Raw genomic sequence first — 19,915 nt, 5'->3', positions numbered from 1 at the left:
TTATCTTTATGATAGCGAAAAAACAGTTCGCATGCAGTTACAAAGTGCTAACAATGCAAAATCATTTATTACAAATTTTATCCTTTTATTTCATTTCCTTGTATAATCTATCGATTCAATAAAAAAAGATGTCATATTGACATCTTTTTAGTGAAGAAGTGACCATCCCATAAAGTCTTCATGTACTTGGCACGCCCTCTTATCGTTTCGATCATATAATTCAGCATAACTATCTGTTTCTTCATCATAGGCCATCGTATAAATAATTTGGCCGTCTATTTCAACGGATAGAACGACTCCACCTTTCATCTCTTCTACATGAATGATAGCATTCGCTGGTATTCTCACATCCGTCATCTTCATCGCATCTAACAATATACTAAACCCCCTACAGCGTATTCATTGCTAGTACTATTACACACTAAATAGTATACTACTGTAATAGCATACATTTCGTCAATGAAATTGCTGTTCAAATAGCATATTATCTTTATACATATACGCTAAAATAGAAGAATTAGAAATGTTTAAATGGGGGGCTAACATTGATTCTACACAAAGGAGATGTACTATTCCGTCAAGGCGAGGATGGTCCTTTATATTTTATAAAAACAGGTTTATTAAAAGTGGTTCGGCTAGAAGAAGACGGAACACCATTTCTATTCAACATTATCGTTCCAGGTGAAACGATACCTCACCATTCTTTAATTTCACCGAAGGAATATCACGGTACCGCTATTGCTTTAATAAAAACAGAAGTTGAACCGATTACTAGTAGCGAATGGTACGATAGACTTCAAGCAAACCCTAAATCATATGCCGACATCGCTATGCAATTACAATCGAAACTAAGAATGATGCAACAGCGGATTGACCAATTGTCAACTGTCTCTCCGAAAGAACGTCTTCATCGTTTACAAGAGTGGTTCACACTATATTTAGGTGACATTCCTATATATGAAATATTAACGCAAACTGAAATTGGTCAACTGATAGGTATACGCCGTGAAACAGTAAATCGGCTGTTAAGAGAACAAATTAAAAACGAGGTAAAATAATACCTCGTTTTTTGCTTATTCAAGCTCAGCCTATTGTAAGCTTGCTGCTGGACCAAAAAATTCATAATGAATATGCTCTTGTTTCACACCTAAATCAATTAGTGCAGTATTTATATGCTTCATAAATGGCACTGGACCACAGAAATAAAATTCTGCTTCAGTTGTCGGAATAATAGTTTGTAACCATTCACCTTCAATGAATCCTTCTTTATCAAAGTTTTTCATTTCCAAATCTTTTTCAGTCGGCGCAGAATAGCAAGTGTATGCTTTAACTTGTTCGTATTCATTGTCTACTGCCTTAACGTGTTCTTTCATCGCATGTGTAGTACTATTTATCGCTGCATGAACAAAATATACATTACGTTTTGAGTCTTGTTCAATTAGCGTATTTAGCATACTCATCATCGGTGTAATACCTACTCCACCACTAATTAGTACAACTGGTAATGTTGAATCCATATTTAATACGAAATCTCCCGCTGGTGCACTTACTGGCAGAATATCTCCTTCCCCTACATGATCATGTAAGTAATTAGATACTTTACCACCTGGTGTATCTACACCTTCTTCTTTTTTTACACTAATACGATAATATTCTTTTCCAGGAGCATCAGATAAGCTATATTGACGATTATGTGTATATGTTTCACCTTTAATATTTATTTGAATTGTTACATATTGTCCTGGGATGAATGAAGAAACTTTCCCGCCATCTTCAGGTTTTAAATAAAATGATGTAATAACGTCACTTTCTTTCACTTTTTTAACAACTACAAAGTTTCGGAAATCTTTCCATCCACCTTCTTTATGTGCAGCCTCTTCATACATCTCTGCTTCAATGCTAATGAATGCATCAGCAATCACTCCATACGCTTCTCCCCATGCATTTAAAACTTCATCAGGTGCACCTGCGACCTCTTTAATCGCTCGTAGTAAACATGTACCCACAATCGGATAATGTTCCGCTTTAATACCTAAACTTCTATGCTTATGACCAATTTGTTTTACAACTGGAATAATTGCTTCTAAATTATCAATGTACATCGCAGCTGCATAAACAGCATTTGCTAACGCTTGTTGTTGTCTTCCCTTTTTCTGATTCGTGTGGTTGAAAATATTCAATAACTCCGGATGTTCCTCAAATAAAATTTGATAAAATCTCGTTGTAATTTCAACGCCTTTTTCTTGTAATAATGGTACTGTTGATTTTACGATTTCAATTGTTTTTGCACTTAACATTGTATCCCACTCCTCTATTTCCTTAACTGTTTTTAGTTTAACTGAATTGTATTATACACATTGTGATTTTAATCACTATTAACACGGTGTTTTTGTGAAAAATATATGAACATTGCACTTACAAAAAGAAAATAAGCCAACTAGAATGCTAGCTAGCTTATTATTTGGACTGTATTGCTTGTTCAATTCCCCTTATATATTTCCCATCTCCAAATTCTGTATACCCCCAGATATTCGTTTCACCTCTATATTTATTTACGATAATATCTAAGTCATGGTATACACGATGGGCATAAACTACATACTCAATATTTTGAAGCTCCACACCTTTTTTTACAATTTCATAACTTCTATTTACATCACGTTTGATCTTTTCATTTTTTATTTCTGTATGTATGTTTTTTAAAGATGATTCTTGTTCTTGAAACCATTTCTTTAAATAGTTCCAGTCCCCGTCTGTATAATTCTCTGCCTTACCATAATTTAAGAAATTATTATAACTTTCATGTGTCGTACGAATAAAATCAAGCACTTTTGTCTCTTCTTGTACCGCTTCTATTTGAGCTATTGTATTTACCCCAGCGGGCTTATTCGCATAATGTAATAGCACTTTCATAAGACTATAACTCGCAATGATCATCACGATTATAATGCTGAACACACTTAGCAATTTCCTCATATACAGAACTCCTTTTCTACTATGAATATTACAATAGAGTGTTTCACTTGTATCATTCGCTCGTAGAAATACAATTCCTGTTTAAATTCTTCCTATCATTTCGACACTATTTTTCTACACATTTCGCCTCGGCAAATGCTCCTGTAAAACAATATAACCTTCATAAGCTGTATAACCAAGTATAGCTATTAATCCGATATAACAAGCGAATACTGTCCATTTCGTTTTCGCATCAACTTTATAATAGTTTTCTTTTTGTACTTTTTCTTTTTCCCATTCATTTAATTGTCTTTCCGCTACTTCAAATGCCTCTCTGATGTGAATTGTATACTCGTCTTTTTCATCCTCATATGGAACATAATCTAGCGGCTCAAACTTCGGAAAAAGATGCTCTAGCACTTCCATTCTTTGAAGTTCCCCTGTTTTTAATTCTTTTTCATGCTCTCTTTGTCTTAATACATTCATCTCATGATGCATCATGTATATAGTCCGATGCACAGCACCAGTTTCTTTTAGTTCCTCTTCAAGCTTAGCAACATATTCTTTCATTCCATCAATTCTATAACCTAATTCTTTAATCGGCTCATCTCTCTTTATTACTCTATATAGTTCCATACAGCCGATAATGAAAATAAATCCTCCCAAAATACTTTTAAAGTAAATTGAATAGCCTAGCAATAAAACAAGCCCTGCTCCCCAAATTTTCGTACTTACCACTGAAATAATTCGGCCACCATCTAGCGGTGAAACGGGAATTAAATTAAAGAAATTAATCATACTTCCAAGCAAAATAACAAGTGCCCAAAACGGCTCTTTTGTGATCATATAAAGTGGAATAGCTGGTAAAAATGAAAGTAATCCGAAAAGAGGCCCCATATAAGCAATATACGCTTCATCTTTTGCGTTTTTCGGCATCTCTTTCATTCCAATAAGAGCCCCCATAAATGGAATGAAGATTGCCGGTGATGTAGGTATCCCTTTTCTTCTTGCCGCCCATAAATGACCCATTTCATGAACAAATAACAAATAAACAAGTGCTACTCCAAATTTCCAACCATATATAACTGCGTATGCACCAAGTGATAGAAACATACTAAATACAGTTGAAAACTTTGCTAATTTAAAGATTGCGAATACCCACTTTAGCTTAGATAGTAAAAACAACCCTATTGCAACAATAATTCCCCATAATCCTTTTTTATTATTTCTCATGTCCCTCTCCTTTATCTTATTGAAATGAGCTATATGCACCCATTTCAGTTTATTCTACTCTCTATTATGACACATTTTTTTCTTTTCTTAGAAATAATGTTTATATCATCCATTTTTAGACAAAAATACAAATGAAAGGAGGTAGATACAAATGAAATTACAGTCTCTCATTATAGGTGCTCTCTCTTTCTTAGCCTCAACTCTTATTTTTTATACCGTTAGCTACCTATTATTATTAGATTGGTTGCCAAATCACTTATTCATCGCTCTTATTATTCTATCCGCTCTTATGATTTCATTTCTTATTACACGAAAATCCATAAATGAGCCATCTGCAAAAGCAAAGTAATAGAGAGGGGATTCTCTCCCCTCTCTATTATCATTTCCTAGGAAAGTCCATATAGACTTTCCTATTCACTTTATCTTTGTAAATCCATTTTTTCACCATACTCTTTAACAATTTGAATGATATTTTGAAAAACGCCTATTTTTTCTTTTTTATTATTTAATATTTTCAAATCATAATTTTCATAATATGTTTCTAATGCTTTTAATTGTGATAATGAAGCATCTTTCATCGGAACAGTAACATTCAATTCATACTGTTTATATCCTTCCTTTACTTTTTCACCTGAAATCATTTCACTCTCTTTTGCTCCAATTAATTTTTGAACCTTTTCCGGGAAAATCAATTGCAAATAATATTCTTGTTCCTTTGCTAACTTGTTGTAAAGTGATTGCGAAATTGTATAACGTACCTTATAATTCATTTTTTGATCCCCTGCCTTAATATGAAACGCTGTAATCTGCAAATCTTTTTTCGTTACTTCTGTTAAAGGATCAACCTGTATCTCATCTTCTTTTTGTTCTAGAATCTTTGGAAATATAGACAAAAGTTTTTCCGTATCTTTTTCGTTCAACATGTACATAGCCTTCTTATATTGTAGCCACCCTCGTCGATCTTCTCCTCTTAACCATGCATAATACGTTTCTTTTTTCCCATCTCTACTAATTTGTATTTCATATTCAGGTTCACCAAAGCTACCTGTTATTTCTTGTTTTTCCGCATTATTTATAATATCTATTACGGCCTTAACTTCTGACTCCTGTAACTTTTTCTCTTTATGTTTTTTTTGTATAACAGTTATCCCTATTGTTTCTTCCACTTCATTCACCGTCTCCTCTACTTGTTTCGTTTCTTTCTTTTGCTCTGCTTGACCACACGATGCTAATAAAATCACACATAAAACCATTACATACTTCACTTTCAACTCAATCCCTCTTTTCTAATAAGAAATCCTTATAACCTTCATATAAGAAACAAAAACATGAGATCATATTAAATAAGCTATACTATACACTGAAGGGAGGATTTTACAATGTCCATTAATTTTCATGATGCAAATAATAAGTACACATATGCAACTAGAAATGCCCATGTTTCTTGGGAGGAAATGATAAAAAACATTACAGATATACAAAACAAACAAATAATTGACATAGGCTGCGGCGGTGGTATTTACACGAAAGAACTTGCTTTTATGGGAGCCAAAAATGTTGTTGGACTTGATTTTTCAAAAGAGATATTACAAGCCGCAAAAGAAAATTGTAGCGGCTTCCCAAACATTTCATTCATTCACGGTGATGCACATAGCATCCCATATCCTAATGAAACATTCGACATAGTTATTTCGCGCGCAGTTATTCATCATTTACAAGACATTCCTACATTTTTACGTGAAGCTTCTCGTATATTAAAGAAAAACGGTGTACTTATTTTACAAGATCGAACCATTGAAGATTGTACAATTCCAGGAAGCCCTGAACACATTCGCGGATATTTTTTCTCGGTATTTCCAAAACTCATTGAAATCGAATCAAAAAGAAGACCAAAAACTGCTACTATACAGCAAGAATTACAAAAGCATTCTCTTCACGTGTTCCCTTCGCAAACACAATGGGAAGTACGAAAAATACACGATTCTGTAGAAGCATTACTACAAGACTTATCTCCTCGAACCGGACGATCCATTCTATACGAATTAACAGATCATGAGCTTGCTCAACTTCTACATCATATCCAAATCGCATTACAAAACATCTCTCCTATTATTGAAAGAGATCGGTGGACAATTTGGAGCGGCAGGAAATTGTAAGGAAGGAAGCCTCACAAATGAATGTGAGGCTTCCTTCTTTCATAATCTAATTTTGCAACACTCTTGATATCCTCCACTTCTGGCCTGTGCACTCCCACACTTCGGACATACTAAATATCTAGACTGATTTGTCAACAAACTACCTTTTTGAAAGAGTAAAACTTCTGCTTGTTTAAACGAACGCGAATAATATAACCACATAAAACCAATTATAGCAATAATGCCAAATAATACTCCCATCGCAAGCATTTCAGTCACCTCTTTTGGTTTGTTCTTTCCAGCAAGTGGATTGTTTTATTATTCTCTGTAAATTCTATTAATACCTTCTTTACTCCTATAAATATCAACTTTCTCTACAAATTTTACAATTCTCTACAACTATTCACCCCCGTTTTACACTTCATCATTTCCTTCACAATAACAAATATCATCTTTGATATTTCCGCATATAAATATATCTTTCAAAAAACATATTGACTTTCAAAAAAAAACATGCAACAATACTGTCAGAATACTTGAACTAAAATTCATTGACGAGAACGAGTACGTTATAGGACTGTTCCCCAGAGAGTTGGCGATTTGCTGAAAGCCAACGTTCAGTGCGTAGCCGAAAATCATCTCCGAGAAGTAGAACCGAATGTTACAGTAAGTTCTTACCGGCTGTCCCCCGTTACAAGGAACACGTATCATGTTGTACGTTGCAAAGCCGTATACATATAGATTTATTTCTACATGTATAAATTAGGGTGGTATCGCGGGTAAATATAACTCGTCCCTTTCTTTAGGGGCGAGTTTTTTGTGTTCTTACAAATGAATTTTAAAAAAGGAGGAAAAAAACAATGAACACTGTATCAAAAAAACATATTTTTTTCACAGGTCTTATGCTATTTTCTTTATTTTTTGGGGCAGGTAATTTAATTTTCCCTCCCATGCTTGGACAAAATGCAGGTGAAAACTTTTGGCCTGCAATGATTGGATTTTTACTAACAGGAGTCGGCTTACCTTTATTAACTGTTATTGCAATTTCTTTATCAGGAAACGGTATGCAACAACTTGCAAGTCATGTTCACCCATTATTCGGAATTTTCTTTACCGTAGTTGTATATATTGCAATCGGTCCATCTATGGGGATTCCGCGCGTCGCTAACGTCGCCTACGAAATGGGTGTTAGTTCTTTCTTACCAGAAACAATTCGCTCTAGTAGCCTAGCGTTATTTTTATACACAGTCATCTTCTTTGCTATCGTATTTTGGCTTAGTTTAAATCCATCTAAACTTGTTGACCGTATCGGAAATATATTAACACCTATTTTATTACTCTCTATTTTCTTATTGTTTGTTAAAAGTGTATTTACACCACTTGGACAATCCGGACAAGCAATGCAAGAATATCAAACTTCCCCAATCTTCAAAGGTTTTATGGAAGGATATTTAACGATGGATACTATTTCAGCACTTGCATTTGGGATTATCGTTGTAAATGCCATTCGCTCTAAAGGTGTGAATGATCGTAAAACCATTGCCATTGCAACAGCAAAAGCAGGATTTATTGCTGCTACCGGACTCGTACTTGTATATGGTGCACTTGGCTGGCTCGGTGCGACTAGCGTCTCTCTCGGATACGCAAAAAATGGTGGACAGCTACTTACTGTTATCGTACAACAACTATTCGGTCCATATGGTCTTCTTCTATTGTCTCTTATCGTTACACTCGCTTGCTTAACGACATGCGTTGGACTCGTATCTGCATGCAGTCAATATTTCGCAACATTATTGACTACATTCTCATATAAAGCATTCGCGAGTATCATTTGCGCATTAGGGTTACTAGTTGCTAACTTAGGTTTAACAAAAATTATCGCCATCTCTGTTCCAATTCTACTTGTTGTATATCCAATTGCGATTGTACTCGTTCTCCTATCGTTACTACATAAATATTTCGGCGGTTATCGATCTGTTTATGTAGGTGCTTTATTCGGGGCAGCAGTTGTGAGCGTATTTGACGGATTAAAACAAGGCGGTATTCCAGTTTCATTTATCACACCCTATTTTGAATTTATCCCTTTATATAATGAAGGAATAGGCTGGCTAGTACCAGCATTAGCCGGAGCTCTTATCGGCCTTACTATCGCTAAGCTAAGCGGTGCGAAAAAAGTTCCCCTACTAACCGAATCCAGCGAAGCAAAAGCATCCTAAAAAAACTCCCGAAAGGGAGTTTTTTTACATTTGATACGCAGTATGATTAAAACTGCTTATTTTATACGCTTTCGTATAATATTCAATATTTGTATCAACTGTTTCTACTTTGACAACATCATAGCAATCTTCTTGCTTTACTAAAAATAAATAATACTCTTCTGTCGCCTCAATAATTGCAATTTTATCTGTTTCAACATTATATTGTTCACAAAGCGCTTGTAATGCGTTCACATAGTCCCCTAATTTTTTAGACTTATCCATTCCGAATATAGTTTGAACTAACATATACATTCTCCCCTCTGTATGTACTGTTAACAACTTAATGATAACGCTTACATTATTTATCGTCAATAAAAAGATGCAACGATTTTACTGCCAAATCCAAATTGATGCAAGCTAATAATCAGCGAGGAATCTCCCCCGCTGATTAAAATTTCACTTTCCCCCGCATTAACGGGCAGTAAGACTCCCCCCTCAAAATTCAGCGAATACGAGGAAGGTAAGCGGGAGATAACTGCCCGTAAAAGCCCGATTGGTGAAGGCTAATAATCAGTAGGAATAACCCCCCACTGATTAAAGTTTCACTTTATCATTTCGTTAATTGATGTCTAAATGCATAAATAACCGCCTGTGTACGATCACTTACATTTAGCTTATTTAATATATTACTCACATGTGTCTTTACTGTTTTGAGGGCAATAAATAACTCATCTGCAATCTCTTGATTACTTTTCCCCTCTGCAATTAATAACAAAATTTCAGACTCTCTTTCTGTTAACTCCTCATGTAAAGGTTGTTCTTTTTTCTGGCGCATACGAGACATCATTTTGCCAGTAACTTTCGGCTCTAATACCGTTTCTCCATCATAAGTAGCTCTTACAGCGTCTGCAATATCACTTGCTCGGGATGTTTTTAATAAATAACTTGTCGCTCCTGCCTCGATAACAGGATATAGCTTTTCATCATCTAAAAAGCTCGTTACAACTACAATTTTCGCTTCTGGCCATTCTTGAATAATAGCACGTGTCGCTTCAACCCCGTCCATTTCATCCATAACAAGATCCATTAAAATAATATCTGGTCTTAATTGCAACGCTAGCTCTGAACCTTTTCTTCCATTTTCAGCTTCACCAACTACTTCAATATCTGGCTGCGTTGATAAATATGCTGATACTCCCATTCGAACCATTTCATGATCATCAACTAGTAATACTTTTATCATGATTCTCCCCCTTTCTCAATCATAATTGGCACTTTCACTTCAATTTGCGTACCTTTTGCCGGAAAGCTAAGTACTTTTAACGTTCCACCAATTTCATGAACACGCTCTTGCATTGATCGTAAACCGTATGAACCCGCTTTATTCACTCCCACTTCAAAGCCCACACCGTCATCAATAATTTTTAAAATCGCATATTGATCTATTTTACGAAGACGTACTTCCGTTTTCTTTGCCTTCGCATGTCGTAACGTGTTTGATAGAGCTTCTTGTACAATACGGAATAAATGATCTTCTACACCTTTTTTTAATTCAATTGGCTCAATTAACCATTCAATTTTCATATGTTGCTTTCTAGACAGTTCTGTTAATAATTCTTCTATACCCTCTGTTAACTTCTTACCTTCTAACTGTACTGGGCGTAGATGTAAGAGCAATGCTCTCATTTCTGATTGTGCATTTACGACCATATTTTCAACAAGTTGTAATTGTTTTTTTGTCGTGTCTGGAATTTCAGCTACTTGTTCATTAATGGCTGACATCATCATCGACATTGCAAAAAGCTGCTGACTTACTGAATCATGCAGTTCCCTTGCTAATCTATGCCTTTCTTGAGAAATTGCCTCTTGCCTCATCTCTTCATTCCAATGGGCTCGTTCATTCGTTACTTTTTGAAATAATCCCGCTTGCTCCTCTAATCGACGAGCAAGGCCGATTACTTTTCGTTCCACTTCATGGAATTCATCATCCGCAGTAAATGAAACATCGTTCGGAAAATTCCCTCGTTCTACTTCAAATAGAAACGTATTTAATCCTTGTATACGCTGCTCAATATAATAGCCGATTGCATATCCTATAATCCCCCCGATAAGGAGACTTGTGCTCATAATAAACAAGCCAATTGGAACAGAAGCGATGGATTCTTCCCATAATAAATCATAAACTTGTTGCTCGCTTTTCCATACATACACAATTGTACAAATAAGTGCGATACTCACTGAGGATAACATCGAATAACGAATATACATCCACGAAATATTTTTTTGTTTTTTCATTATACTTTCCTCACTTCCGTATCACCTACTACAAGTGAAGAAATGATTTTTATACGACGAGGAGCTTCTTTATACTGTTCTGTTCTAAATGTAACATTACGATTAAAACCTGTTTCTTCATGCCCTGGCAGGAGTACTCGCCCAACAATTACAGAATGATTTAAAGACAATTCAATATCATACGGTACATATAAACGAATGTTACCAACGACACCTCGAATAACAATTACCGTTTCCCCCTCCGGAATCATAGCAGTTGTTAAATCAATCTCGACATCACAAGCACCATATTGGACATTAATATCTTCAAGTTCATAAATATGATCCATCATTCGTACATTACCTACGAACATATTTTTTATATACGGTTCTGTACGATATATTTGTTTTTCTTCATCTATATATCCCTTTTCTTTAATTTCAACTTTCATTACTTTTTGCTGATGTCCTTGTTGAATCAGTTGATAACCAATTAAAGCTAAACAAGCAAATACGACAAGTACAAACGCTGCTGATGAAAATAAGAAGAATAAGAATACTATACCACCGACAAATAAAAATACATTCCCTCTTACGTAACGATTCTTCTTTCGATAATGTCTTCCAAACATAAGCATAATAAATGCAAAAATTAGACCACCTGGTTCAAAATGTCCAAGTATCATATCAAGAAATAGACCGAATCCAAATATGATGAGGAGCATCCCCATTAATTGTGTTTTTGAAAAGCGCTTCTTCATTTCAGCTCCCCCCTCCTTGTCACATATACATAGAAGAAAAGGCATTGCTTTCCAACACCTTTTCTCCTATCACTATATCATAAGCCTGTTTTATAATATACTACAATTATTTTGTTACTTCTTTCGTTAACGATACTTCATTTTTCTCTTTCATTTCACGCTCAAGTTTTGCAATTTTCATATCAAATGTATCACGCTCATGCTCTTCATTTATACGAAGCTCTATGTCACGAATGTGATCTTCAATTTCTTCGAATCGTAAGAACGGATTATTTTCATCCATTTTATGAATAGCAGTATTCATACGGCGGTTTGCATGCGCCATATTTTCACGAGCCATTAATTCCATACGCTTTGCGTTCATTTCTTTTAATTTATTTTTCATTTCTGAAAGACGACGCTCTAACTCATCAATTTGCTCTACAACACCAGCATACATTTCTTCTAAGCGAGTTACTTGCCCTTCATAATACGCCACTTCTTCTAATGCACGTTCATGCAGTTGTAATTCGCCTGCTTCTTGAGCAATGATAGCTTGCTTTGATCTTTTGTTAACAAAATAGCGTGCTTGCTCAAGCTCACGAGCGAAGTTAGATTTTAATGTTTTATGACGCTGAATTAACTTCTCAATTTTTGTTATTTCACGCTCACTATCGCGTAAATATTGGTTTAACATTGCAATTGGATTTTTTCTTTCTTTCTCATCTAACACATTATGAAAATCAGCTAAAATTGCATCGCGTACACGTCCGAATAAAGATTGTTTCATTATAAATCTTCCTCTCTTCTACTTTATTTATAATTTATTGTTTTATTGGTTTATTGTTTTAGTTTTTCATTAATTTGTTCCACTCATCTTCAAAGTTGCTATATGGTTTAGAACTTTCTGAAGCTGAATCAACAACTACATCTTTTTCTTTTTTCCATTCACGGTATCCGTAGTACAAAACTACCAATGCAGCGATACCAATTAATGCTGGTGAATGAGAAAGTGCAATGGATAAACCGATTAAACCAACAATGCCCCAAGCTAGCTTTCCAAAAAATGATTTAGCTCGCACAAATGATTTATAGCTCCAGTACACAACTCCTGCTCCGATTGCGAATCCTACAATACCAGCAAGACTACCAAGAGCAATTAAAGCCAAAATACCGGCCGCGATAAACGCTAGAAATTGTTTCATCTTGTGCTTGCCTCCCTTCGATTTGATACTCTTATCTTAACTATTTTTTCATTTTTCCATAACGAGCTTAAGAACCGTTTTCAACTCAGACTTAAGACCGATATGCATTCAGCCTTCTGTAAAAAACATAAGATGGAATAGGATAATTCACTCTTTTTCACACGTAAAAAAACCGTGCAGAGAATATTCTCTGCACGGTTTCAATTACTAAAGTTATCATTTATATTAAATTATGCTGTTTTATGATACTCTTTTTTCTCCGCCACTTTCGAAAACTTCGGAAATCCAATCAAAATCGAAACAATTCCACATACCCCAACTAAAATTGGATAAAATGCATACGGTAACAGTTCAATCGGAGATAAAGCAGCAAACCCTGCCGCAGTTAACATTTGAGCACCATACGGAATTAATCCTTGCACACAACATGAGAAAAGGTCTAATACACTTGCTGATTTACGGGGATCAATTTCATATTGATCTGCAATGTTTTTCGCAAGCGGACCTGTAAAGATAATTGAAATCGTATTATTCGCTGTACACATATTCGTCATACTCACTAAACCAGCAATACCGAACTCTGCGCCTTTTTTCGAACGAATATTACGCGTTAAAAGATTCATTAAATATTGAATCCCACCATTATATTGAATTAGTTCAACCATACCACCGATTAAAATAGCAAGTAATACTAACTCCATCATACCGCCCATTCCAGTCGTTACACTTTTAAAGAAACTCTCCAACGTGTAACTTCCATCTATAAGACCGATAGCGCCAGATAATACAGTTCCACCAGTTAACACAATAAGTACATTCCAGCCAAGTAGCGCGGTAATAAGTACTCCTGCATACGGTAAAATCTTTATCCAATCAAAACTATGAGCTTTAACCTGCGTATCACTTCCTGAAGTAATTATTACTAATAGTACAATTGTAATAATAGCAGCTGGCAATACAATTAAAAAGTTCGTTTTAAACTTATCTTTCATTTCTGTTCCTTGCGAACGAACAGCTGCGATTGTTGTATCTGAAATAAATGATAAATTATCACCAAACATCGCTCCACCAACAACAGTAGCCATCGTAAGTGCAATTGAGATATCAGTTTGTCCACTAATACCTACAGCAATCGGTGCTAACGCTGCAATTGTTCCCATTGAAGTTCCCATCGCTAATGAAATAAATGCACCTATAACAAAAATTCCAGCTACGATAAATCCTGGTGGCAAAATAGTTAACGCTAAATTAACAGTTGAGTCTACTCCGCCCATTCCTTTTGCTGTTTCAGAAAATGCACCTGCAAGTACAAAAATTAATACCATAATCATAATATCCGGATTTCCTGCACCTTTAGCGAATCTTTCTACTTTCACATTAAAACTTTCTTTACGATTCATCACCAAAGCAATTCCTACAGCAATTGAAATCGCTACAAGTATCGGCAATTTATAGAAATCACCCGTAATAATTCCAGAACCAATAAATAGCGCTAAAAATATCCCAAGTGGTAATAAAGCTAAACCATTTCCTCTCGTTTCTTTCAAAGTACCATCTCTCCCTAGTTTCAACCTTTTTTCTAATGAATAACAAAAGACCTCTTCCAACGAGAAGAGGTCTTATACATCTATAAGGAACGCTCTTCTCATCTTTCAAGCACATGCTTGCTGGATTTGGCACAGCACTCTAAAATCGAGTCCGCTGCCGAGGCATCGTAGGGCCAGTCCCTCCGCCTCTCTTTATAAGAAGGTTTCATATTTATTTTTTAATAATAATTTCTTCCCTAACTTTACTCGCTTACAAAACAAAAGTCAATTATTTTTTGTATAGATTTTTTTGGTAATTATACAAAAATATGAATACACCAATCATTTTAACTTTTCGATTTCTTTATCTAATATTGAAATCCAATAAAATTCACTATTGTTTATCGCTTCCATGATCCATTTCGTTGTTTGCCAGGCTAATTCATATTCTTCCTTTGTAACATCACTATTTTTATAAGCGTCCTCTAACTCATCTTCATCCAATACATACATCTTACCATTCGGCAATAGAACTACATCTAAATATAAATCATCAAAATACGGTAAACCCCGGTCGTCTATTTCGTATTCTTTCGTCACATCAATATAATATTGTACTAAATTCCCCTTATTATCTAACATAGCTGTAATCGCAAAGTTTTTCCCTTTTATGAAATACTGAATCCACGTATACTCATTACCTGCGATACAAATTTCTTTACCATCATATTCTTTATAACTAGGTTCTCTCACCTTTTTTATGTCCAGTATTCCTAGCATGCCCTCTTCTACTTGCTTAACCATATAATCCTTCTCTATTAGTCGCTTCCAGGAAGAACCGTCACCATATTTACGTTTCATTACGCCCGCTCCTCTTCTATATATAGAAAAGCTCCCACATATATTATGTGAGAGCTTGTTCATATTATAATTAAGCTGCTTGACCCTTTTCAGATATCTCTTTTAAATAGGCTTGTCCTTTTTCAGCGTCATATTGACCTTCCCACTTAGACATAACTACAGCTGCTAAAGAGTTACCTACAACGTTAACTGCTGTACGAGCCATATCTAGAATACGGTCAATACCTGCAATAAAGGCTAAACCTTCTGCTGGAATACCTACTGTACCAAGCGTTGCTAATAATACAACGAATGATACGCCCGGTACACCTGCGATACCTTTTGATGTAACCATTAATACAAGTAATAATGTAATTTGTTGAGAAATAGATAAATCAATACCGTACATTTGTGCTAAGAAAATAGCCGCAATTGCTTGATATAAAGTTGATCCATCTAAGTTAAATGAATAACCTGTCGGAATAACGAAAGATGTAATTGCTTTCGGACAACCGAACTTTTCCATTTTCTCCATGATTTTCGGTAAAACTGTTTCTGAACTTGCTGTAGAATACGCTAAGATCAGCTCGTCTTTTAAAATCTTAAAGAATTGGAAAATGTTAATTCCAAATATTTTCGCTGTAAGTCCTAAGACAACTACAACGAAGAAGATCATCGCTCCGTATACTACAATGAGTAATTTCCCTAACGGAATTAATGAAGCTAAACCGAATGTAGAAACTGTAACACCAATTAATGCGAATACACCAAATGGTGCAAACTTCATAACTTGGTTCGTTACGTAAAACATTGCGTCTGCTACACCTTGGAAAAATTGTAGAACTGGTTTACCACGTTCACCAATTGCTGCTACACCTAAACCAAATAATACAGAGAAGAAAATAATAGCAAGCATATCACCATCAGCTAATGATTTCATAATGTTCGTCGGAACAATATTTACAAACGTATCCGCAAACGAATGACTTTGTACTTGCTCTGTCGTATGTGTATATTTAGAAATATCTGTTTTTGTTAACTTATCCATATCAACGCCTTTTCCAGGTTGGAAAATGTTCGCTATTAATAGACCAACAACAATTGCAAGTGTTGTAATAATTTCAAAGTAAATAATTGTTTTTCCGCCTAGTCGACCTAACTTCTTAACATCGCCAACACCAGCAACCCCAACAACAATACTTGCTACAACAATCGGTACAACGATCATTTTAATTAATCGGATGAAAACATCACCAATTGGTTGTAAGTACTTCGCAACTGCTGGATTATCAAAGAAAATCGCACCAACTGCAATACCTAACGCAAGACCTATTAATATTTGCCATGCAAGTCCTATTCTTTTCATATTTGTTGTAACCCCCTCTTCGATGTATCACTCTATCCCTCATTCTATCTCTATAAAACTAAGAAATTAAGAGTATTATATATTATTCGACAATTCACTACATTTTGTCCCTGTTAAAAATCATAAATCAAAAAATTAAATCTGACAACAAAATAACTTTTCCCGAACGCAAATAATTTTCTTGACAAAAACAAAACCCATGTCAGAAAACCTAACATGAGAACGATTCCTTACTAGTGTTTAATTGACTCCCTACATAATTTTTCGCTATATACAACAATTCTGTTTATTCCTTTATTTTATAAAAATACCTAAATATACCTTTATTTCATATGTAAAAAAATATACCTTTCATGACAATTACTGTTGAAAAATGATAAATTCCGACAAAACTTAGCAATTTTATAAAATTTTCTTTACATTATGATTACAACGATAGACACACTTCTTCTTATGATATATAACATTCATAGGGAAAGGAGCCAGACAACCATGAAAAAGAAATTTGCAGCGTTTAGTGTTTTAGCAGCAGGAACGATTTTTGCTTCCCCATTACTTTCACCCGTATACGCTGAAACAAATCAAGATAAATTATCTAATATACAATCAGAATTAGACGGCAAACAAAATGACTTACAAAATAAATCAGCTGAGAAAGAACAAATAGAAAAAGAAATCCAAGATTTACAGAAAAAAATCGACGAATTAACTACTTCTATTAATAAAAACGAGGCTGAATTAAACGATACAAAAAAAGAAATTAGCAAAACACAACAAGTAATTGCTGACAAAAAGAAACATATAGAACAATTACAAACAAACATAGATACACGTCAGGAAGTTATTAAACAACGATTACAATCTATGCAAGAAAAACCACGTACAAACATCATTACAGAGGTATTAACAAACTCTGCAAACATTGCTGACCTTATTGATAATATGTACTCCGTCAGTTTAATTTTAAACAATGATACAGATATTGTGAAAAAACAAACAACTGATCAAAATGCTGTGGCGACAGAAAAAGAGGCTGTTGAGAAAAAAGAACAACAACTAAAAGAGGCCGAACAAAAATTAATCCAAAAACAACAAGAGCTACAAACAAACCAGCAACAGCAACAATCATTTATTAATGATCTACATACGAAAGTAGCAAAAGTAGATTCAGAGATTGAAGGACTAGAAGAATCAAAAGGCATTTTAGAAAATCAGCGTCAAGCTGTTCAAAAAGCAATTGAAGAAGAAAAACGTGCAGAAGAGGCTCGTAAAGCCGAGGAAGCCCGCAAGGCAGAAGAAGCTAAACAAGCTACTACATCTGCTCAAAAAGCTCAAGCAGCTTCACCGCCACACGATACAAATACTGACGGCTTTATTAAACCAGCAGCTGGATCAAAAACTTCTGGGTTTGGTACACGTTCTTTAGATAACCATAAAGGTATCGATATTGCCGCTTCGGGAACGGTTCCAATTATTGCTGCTGCAGATGGTGTAGTTATCCGCTCGGAATTCTCATCTAGTTACGGAAATGTTGTGTACTTATCTCACCGTATAAACGGAAAGACATACACGACAGTATATGCACATATGAGTAGCCGTTCTGTATCAAATGGACAAACTGTAAAACAAGGCACTCAACTTGGATTCATGGGGAATACTGGCCAATCATACGGGCAACATTTACACTTCGAACTTCACCTTGGAGAATGGAATGTCGGCAAGACAAACGCAGTTGATCCATCTTCATATATCGGATTATAAAAAACTCGGTGCATACCGAGTTTTTTTCTTTACACTTCACACACTATAGGCATTCTACATAGACTATAACTAAATGCCTATCGTTTACGGGGTGATCAAAGATGGATACACAATTACAACAAAAAATAGAAGAAGCTAGAGAAACGTATATTGGCCGGTTATTTACATTTGGCGGGTCAGCATTGTTTTTAATCGGTTCTTTCATCGCAGTTGTCACAGCTTATAAAGCATATAATCGCTTATTAAATACTTCTACAACATAATAAAAAGACGGAGGAATCTCCGTCTTTTTATTATGCAAACATTTTAAATACGCCTATCGCATTTAAAAATACGATAATTACAGTTACTGGAATAACATAACGAAGCAAGAAGAACCAAATGTTAAATAACGTCTTCCCTTTCGTTTCCGTAACTTCTAATTCTTTCATTAATAACTCTTTACTCATTTTATTTGGTACAAATAGCGAAATAGCTAGTACCCCTAGCGGCAGCAATACATTACTTACCGAGAAGTCAACGAAATCAAAGAATGTTTTTCCAAATATTTTCACATCACTCATAATTCCAAACGATAATGCTGACGGAATTCCAACTGCAAAAATAAGAATACCAATTAATAATGATGCTGAAGGACGCTTCTTTTCATTACCTTTCGCAACAGATGCTACTACAATTTCAAGCATTGAAATAGCTGATGTTAAAGTCGCAAAGAAGAATAAAATTAAAAACATAATAAAGAAAAATTGTCCAAATGGTATTTTTGCAAATACGGCTGGAAGGACGATAAACAGTAATCCCGGTCCTTCCGTCGGTTTAACTCCTAATGCGAAAATCGCTGGGAAAATCGCTAATCCCGCAAGTACTGTAACGAAAACAGTTAAACTTACAATAGATGTTGCTGATTTCGCTAAATGTTCTTCTTTCTTTAAATACGAACTATACGTTACCATTACCGAGGCACCTACTGTTAGTGAGAAGAAAGATTGTCCCATCGCATATAAAATCGTATCTGCTGTAAGCTTTGAAAAGTCAGGTTTTAAGAAGAACTCTACTCCAGCAAAAGCACCATCAAGTGTCAACGCACGAATAATAATCGCGATAAATAAAATAAATAATAATGGCATCATATACTTACTTGCCTTTTCTATACCTTTCTCTACACCTTTACTTACGACAAAAATAGTACAAAGCATAAAGATAAATTGCGCTCCAATCGCACTTACTGGATTTGAAATCGCCTCACCAAACACACTCGCATAATCGACAACACCATTCCAGAAACTACCTGTAACACTGTAGTATAAATACAGTAAAATCCATCCACCTACAACACTATAGAAAGAGAGTACACTAAAACATGTTACAACTCCCATACGACCAATCCAAGGATATACTTTACTATTTGGCACTAATACTTTATACGCTGTAACTGCCTCTTTTTGTGTACTACGACCAATAACAAATTCTGCTAGTAATAGCGGCATCCCAATAAATAAAGTTAATAGTAAGAAGACTAGGAAGAATGCGCCTCCCCCGCCATTACCTGCAACATATGGAAATTTCCATATCGCACCAAGACCTACTGCTGCTCCGGCTGCTGCGAGTACAAAGCCTATTTTCGACGTCCATTGCTGTGTTTCTTTCATCATAAATTCCCCTTTTCTGAATATTTAAACTTT

Annotated in this window: 22 protein-coding genes, 1 riboswitch and 1 other annotated feature; of the genes, 6 read left to right on the top strand and 16 right to left on the bottom strand. The window is 35.1% G+C overall.

Annotation, left to right across the window (positions count from 1 at the left end; genetic code table 11):
- Positions 1-147: 147 nt before the first annotated feature.
- On the bottom strand, positions 148-375 hold the full coding sequence (locus tag JDS81_RS04570; RefSeq protein WP_000883006.1) for a hypothetical protein: 228 nt from the start codon (positions 373-375) through the stop codon (positions 148-150).
- Between the two features lie 170 nt (positions 376-545).
- Here JDS81_RS04570 and JDS81_RS04565 point away from each other — a divergent pair, with 170 nt between their 5' ends.
- Positions 546-1,058: a Crp/Fnr family transcriptional regulator gene (locus tag JDS81_RS04565; RefSeq protein WP_000600584.1), complete on the top strand. Its 513-nt coding sequence runs from the start codon at positions 546-548 to the stop codon at positions 1,056-1,058.
- A gap of 30 nt (positions 1,059-1,088) precedes the next feature.
- Here the strand turns inward: JDS81_RS04565 and hmpA are convergent, their stop codons facing one another.
- From hmpA to JDS81_RS04550, 3 genes are all read right to left on the bottom strand, one after another.
- Positions 1,089-2,297, bottom strand: coding sequence for an NO-inducible flavohemoprotein (gene hmpA, locus JDS81_RS04560; RefSeq protein WP_097954468.1), 1,209 nt, complete (start codon positions 2,295-2,297; stop codon positions 1,089-1,091).
- 160 nt (positions 2,298-2,457) lie between these two features.
- The gene (locus tag JDS81_RS04555; protein ID WP_097954467.1) at positions 2,458-2,976 is read right to left on the bottom strand and encodes a hypothetical protein; all 519 of its coding nucleotides are present in this window, start codon (positions 2,974-2,976) and stop codon (positions 2,458-2,460) included.
- A 114-nt stretch (positions 2,977-3,090) separates the two neighbouring features.
- Complete coding sequence (locus JDS81_RS04550) at positions 3,091-4,188, bottom strand: site-2 protease family protein (RefSeq protein WP_087949110.1); 1,098 nt, start codon at positions 4,186-4,188, stop codon at positions 3,091-3,093.
- 151 nt (positions 4,189-4,339) lie between these two features.
- On the opposite strand from JDS81_RS04550, the gene JDS81_RS04545 reads away from it, so the two are divergent.
- The gene (locus JDS81_RS04545) at positions 4,340-4,537 is read left to right on the top strand and encodes a hypothetical protein (RefSeq protein WP_000776283.1); all 198 of its coding nucleotides are present in this window, start codon (positions 4,340-4,342) and stop codon (positions 4,535-4,537) included.
- Positions 4,538-4,607: 70 nt separating this feature from the next.
- Here JDS81_RS04545 and JDS81_RS04540 read toward each other — a convergent pair whose 3' ends face one another.
- Positions 4,608-5,459: a YhfM domain-containing protein gene (locus tag JDS81_RS04540; protein ID WP_000865657.1), complete on the bottom strand. Its 852-nt coding sequence runs from the start codon at positions 5,457-5,459 to the stop codon at positions 4,608-4,610.
- 108 nt (positions 5,460-5,567) lie between these two features.
- On the opposite strand from JDS81_RS04540, the gene JDS81_RS04535 reads away from it, so the two are divergent.
- The gene (locus JDS81_RS04535) at positions 5,568-6,344 is read left to right on the top strand and encodes a class I SAM-dependent methyltransferase (RefSeq protein ID WP_000026265.1); all 777 of its coding nucleotides are present in this window, start codon (positions 5,568-5,570) and stop codon (positions 6,342-6,344) included.
- Between the two features lie 39 nt (positions 6,345-6,383).
- On the opposite strand, the gene JDS81_RS04530 is transcribed toward JDS81_RS04535, so the two are convergent.
- Positions 6,384-6,593 carry a hypothetical protein gene (locus JDS81_RS04530; protein WP_000880630.1) on the bottom strand — a complete coding sequence of 70 codons (210 nt, stop codon included), beginning with the start codon at positions 6,591-6,593 and terminating at the stop codon, positions 6,384-6,386.
- Between the two features lie 272 nt (positions 6,594-6,865).
- Positions 6,866-7,124 (top strand) — a binding site (T-box leader).
- A gap of 59 nt (positions 7,125-7,183) precedes the next feature.
- On the opposite strand from JDS81_RS04530, the gene brnQ3 reads away from it, so the two are divergent.
- Positions 7,184-8,539 (top strand): branched-chain amino acid transport system II carrier protein BrnQ3, encoded by a 1,356-nt coding sequence (gene brnQ3, locus JDS81_RS04525; RefSeq protein ID WP_033661247.1) that lies wholly within the window; start codon positions 7,184-7,186, stop codon positions 8,537-8,539.
- Positions 8,540-8,563: 24 nt separating this feature from the next.
- Here brnQ3 and JDS81_RS04520 read toward each other — a convergent pair whose 3' ends face one another.
- The 9 genes from JDS81_RS04520 to gltP form a co-directional block, all read right to left on the bottom strand.
- Positions 8,564-8,902: a DUF3922 domain-containing protein gene (locus JDS81_RS04520; RefSeq protein WP_131202359.1), complete on the bottom strand. Its 339-nt coding sequence runs from the start codon at positions 8,900-8,902 to the stop codon at positions 8,564-8,566.
- Positions 8,903-9,131: 229 nt separating this feature from the next.
- A complete protein-coding gene (locus tag JDS81_RS04515) occupies positions 9,132-9,764 on the bottom strand; it encodes a response regulator (protein WP_000598709.1) in 633 nt (210 codons plus the stop codon).
- Positions 9,761-10,816, bottom strand: coding sequence for a sensor histidine kinase (locus JDS81_RS04510; RefSeq protein WP_000744314.1), 1,056 nt, complete (start codon positions 10,814-10,816; stop codon positions 9,761-9,763). Before JDS81_RS04510 ends, JDS81_RS04515 begins: the two co-directional genes overlap by 4 nt.
- Positions 10,816-11,556, bottom strand: a complete 741-nt coding sequence (gene liaF, locus JDS81_RS04505; RefSeq protein WP_000745642.1) for a cell wall-active antibiotics response protein LiaF — start codon at positions 11,554-11,556, stop codon at positions 10,816-10,818. The genes JDS81_RS04510 and liaF overlap by 1 nt, the downstream gene beginning before the upstream one ends.
- A 106-nt stretch (positions 11,557-11,662) precedes the next feature.
- Complete coding sequence (locus tag JDS81_RS04500; RefSeq protein WP_000814140.1) at positions 11,663-12,325, bottom strand: PspA/IM30 family protein; 663 nt, start codon at positions 12,323-12,325, stop codon at positions 11,663-11,665.
- Positions 12,326-12,383: 58 nt separating this feature from the next.
- The gene (locus tag JDS81_RS04495) at positions 12,384-12,740 is read right to left on the bottom strand and encodes a lmo0954 family membrane protein (protein WP_000808637.1); all 357 of its coding nucleotides are present in this window, start codon (positions 12,738-12,740) and stop codon (positions 12,384-12,386) included.
- Between the two features lie 230 nt (positions 12,741-12,970).
- A complete protein-coding gene (locus JDS81_RS04490) occupies positions 12,971-14,287 on the bottom strand; it encodes a Na+/H+ antiporter NhaC family protein (protein ID WP_000665472.1) in 1,317 nt (438 codons plus the stop codon).
- A gap of 95 nt (positions 14,288-14,382) precedes the next feature.
- Positions 14,383-14,488, bottom strand: a riboswitch (SAM riboswitch).
- A gap of 120 nt (positions 14,489-14,608) precedes the next feature.
- Positions 14,609-15,127 carry a ribonuclease FAU-1 family protein gene (locus JDS81_RS04485; RefSeq protein ID WP_000824636.1) on the bottom strand — a complete coding sequence of 173 codons (519 nt, stop codon included), beginning with the start codon at positions 15,125-15,127 and terminating at the stop codon, positions 14,609-14,611.
- A gap of 70 nt (positions 15,128-15,197) precedes the next feature.
- Entirely contained in the window at positions 15,198-16,472 is a 1,275-nt protein-coding gene (gltP, locus tag JDS81_RS04480) for a glutamate/aspartate:proton symporter GltP (protein ID WP_000821124.1), read from the bottom strand.
- A gap of 492 nt (positions 16,473-16,964) precedes the next feature.
- Here gltP and JDS81_RS04475 point away from each other — a divergent pair, with 492 nt between their 5' ends.
- Complete coding sequence (locus JDS81_RS04475) at positions 16,965-18,233, top strand: murein hydrolase activator EnvC family protein (RefSeq protein ID WP_097954466.1); 1,269 nt, start codon at positions 16,965-16,967, stop codon at positions 18,231-18,233.
- Positions 18,234-18,334: 101 nt separating this feature from the next.
- Positions 18,335-18,496 (top strand): hypothetical protein, encoded by a 162-nt coding sequence (locus JDS81_RS04470; protein WP_000380942.1) that lies wholly within the window; start codon positions 18,335-18,337, stop codon positions 18,494-18,496.
- Between the two features lie 30 nt (positions 18,497-18,526).
- Here JDS81_RS04470 and JDS81_RS04465 read toward each other — a convergent pair whose 3' ends face one another.
- Positions 18,527-19,882 (bottom strand): sodium-dependent transporter, encoded by a 1,356-nt coding sequence (locus JDS81_RS04465; protein ID WP_000665454.1) that lies wholly within the window; start codon positions 19,880-19,882, stop codon positions 18,527-18,529.
- Between the last annotated feature and the right edge of the window lie 33 nt (positions 19,883-19,915).

The sequence above is a fragment of the Bacillus cereus group sp. N31 genome, assembly GCF_016483245.1.
Lineage (GTDB): Bacteria > Bacillota > Bacilli > Bacillales > Bacillaceae_G > Bacillus_A > Bacillus_A toyonensis.
This window is presented reverse-complemented; position numbering and strand designations above follow the sequence as displayed.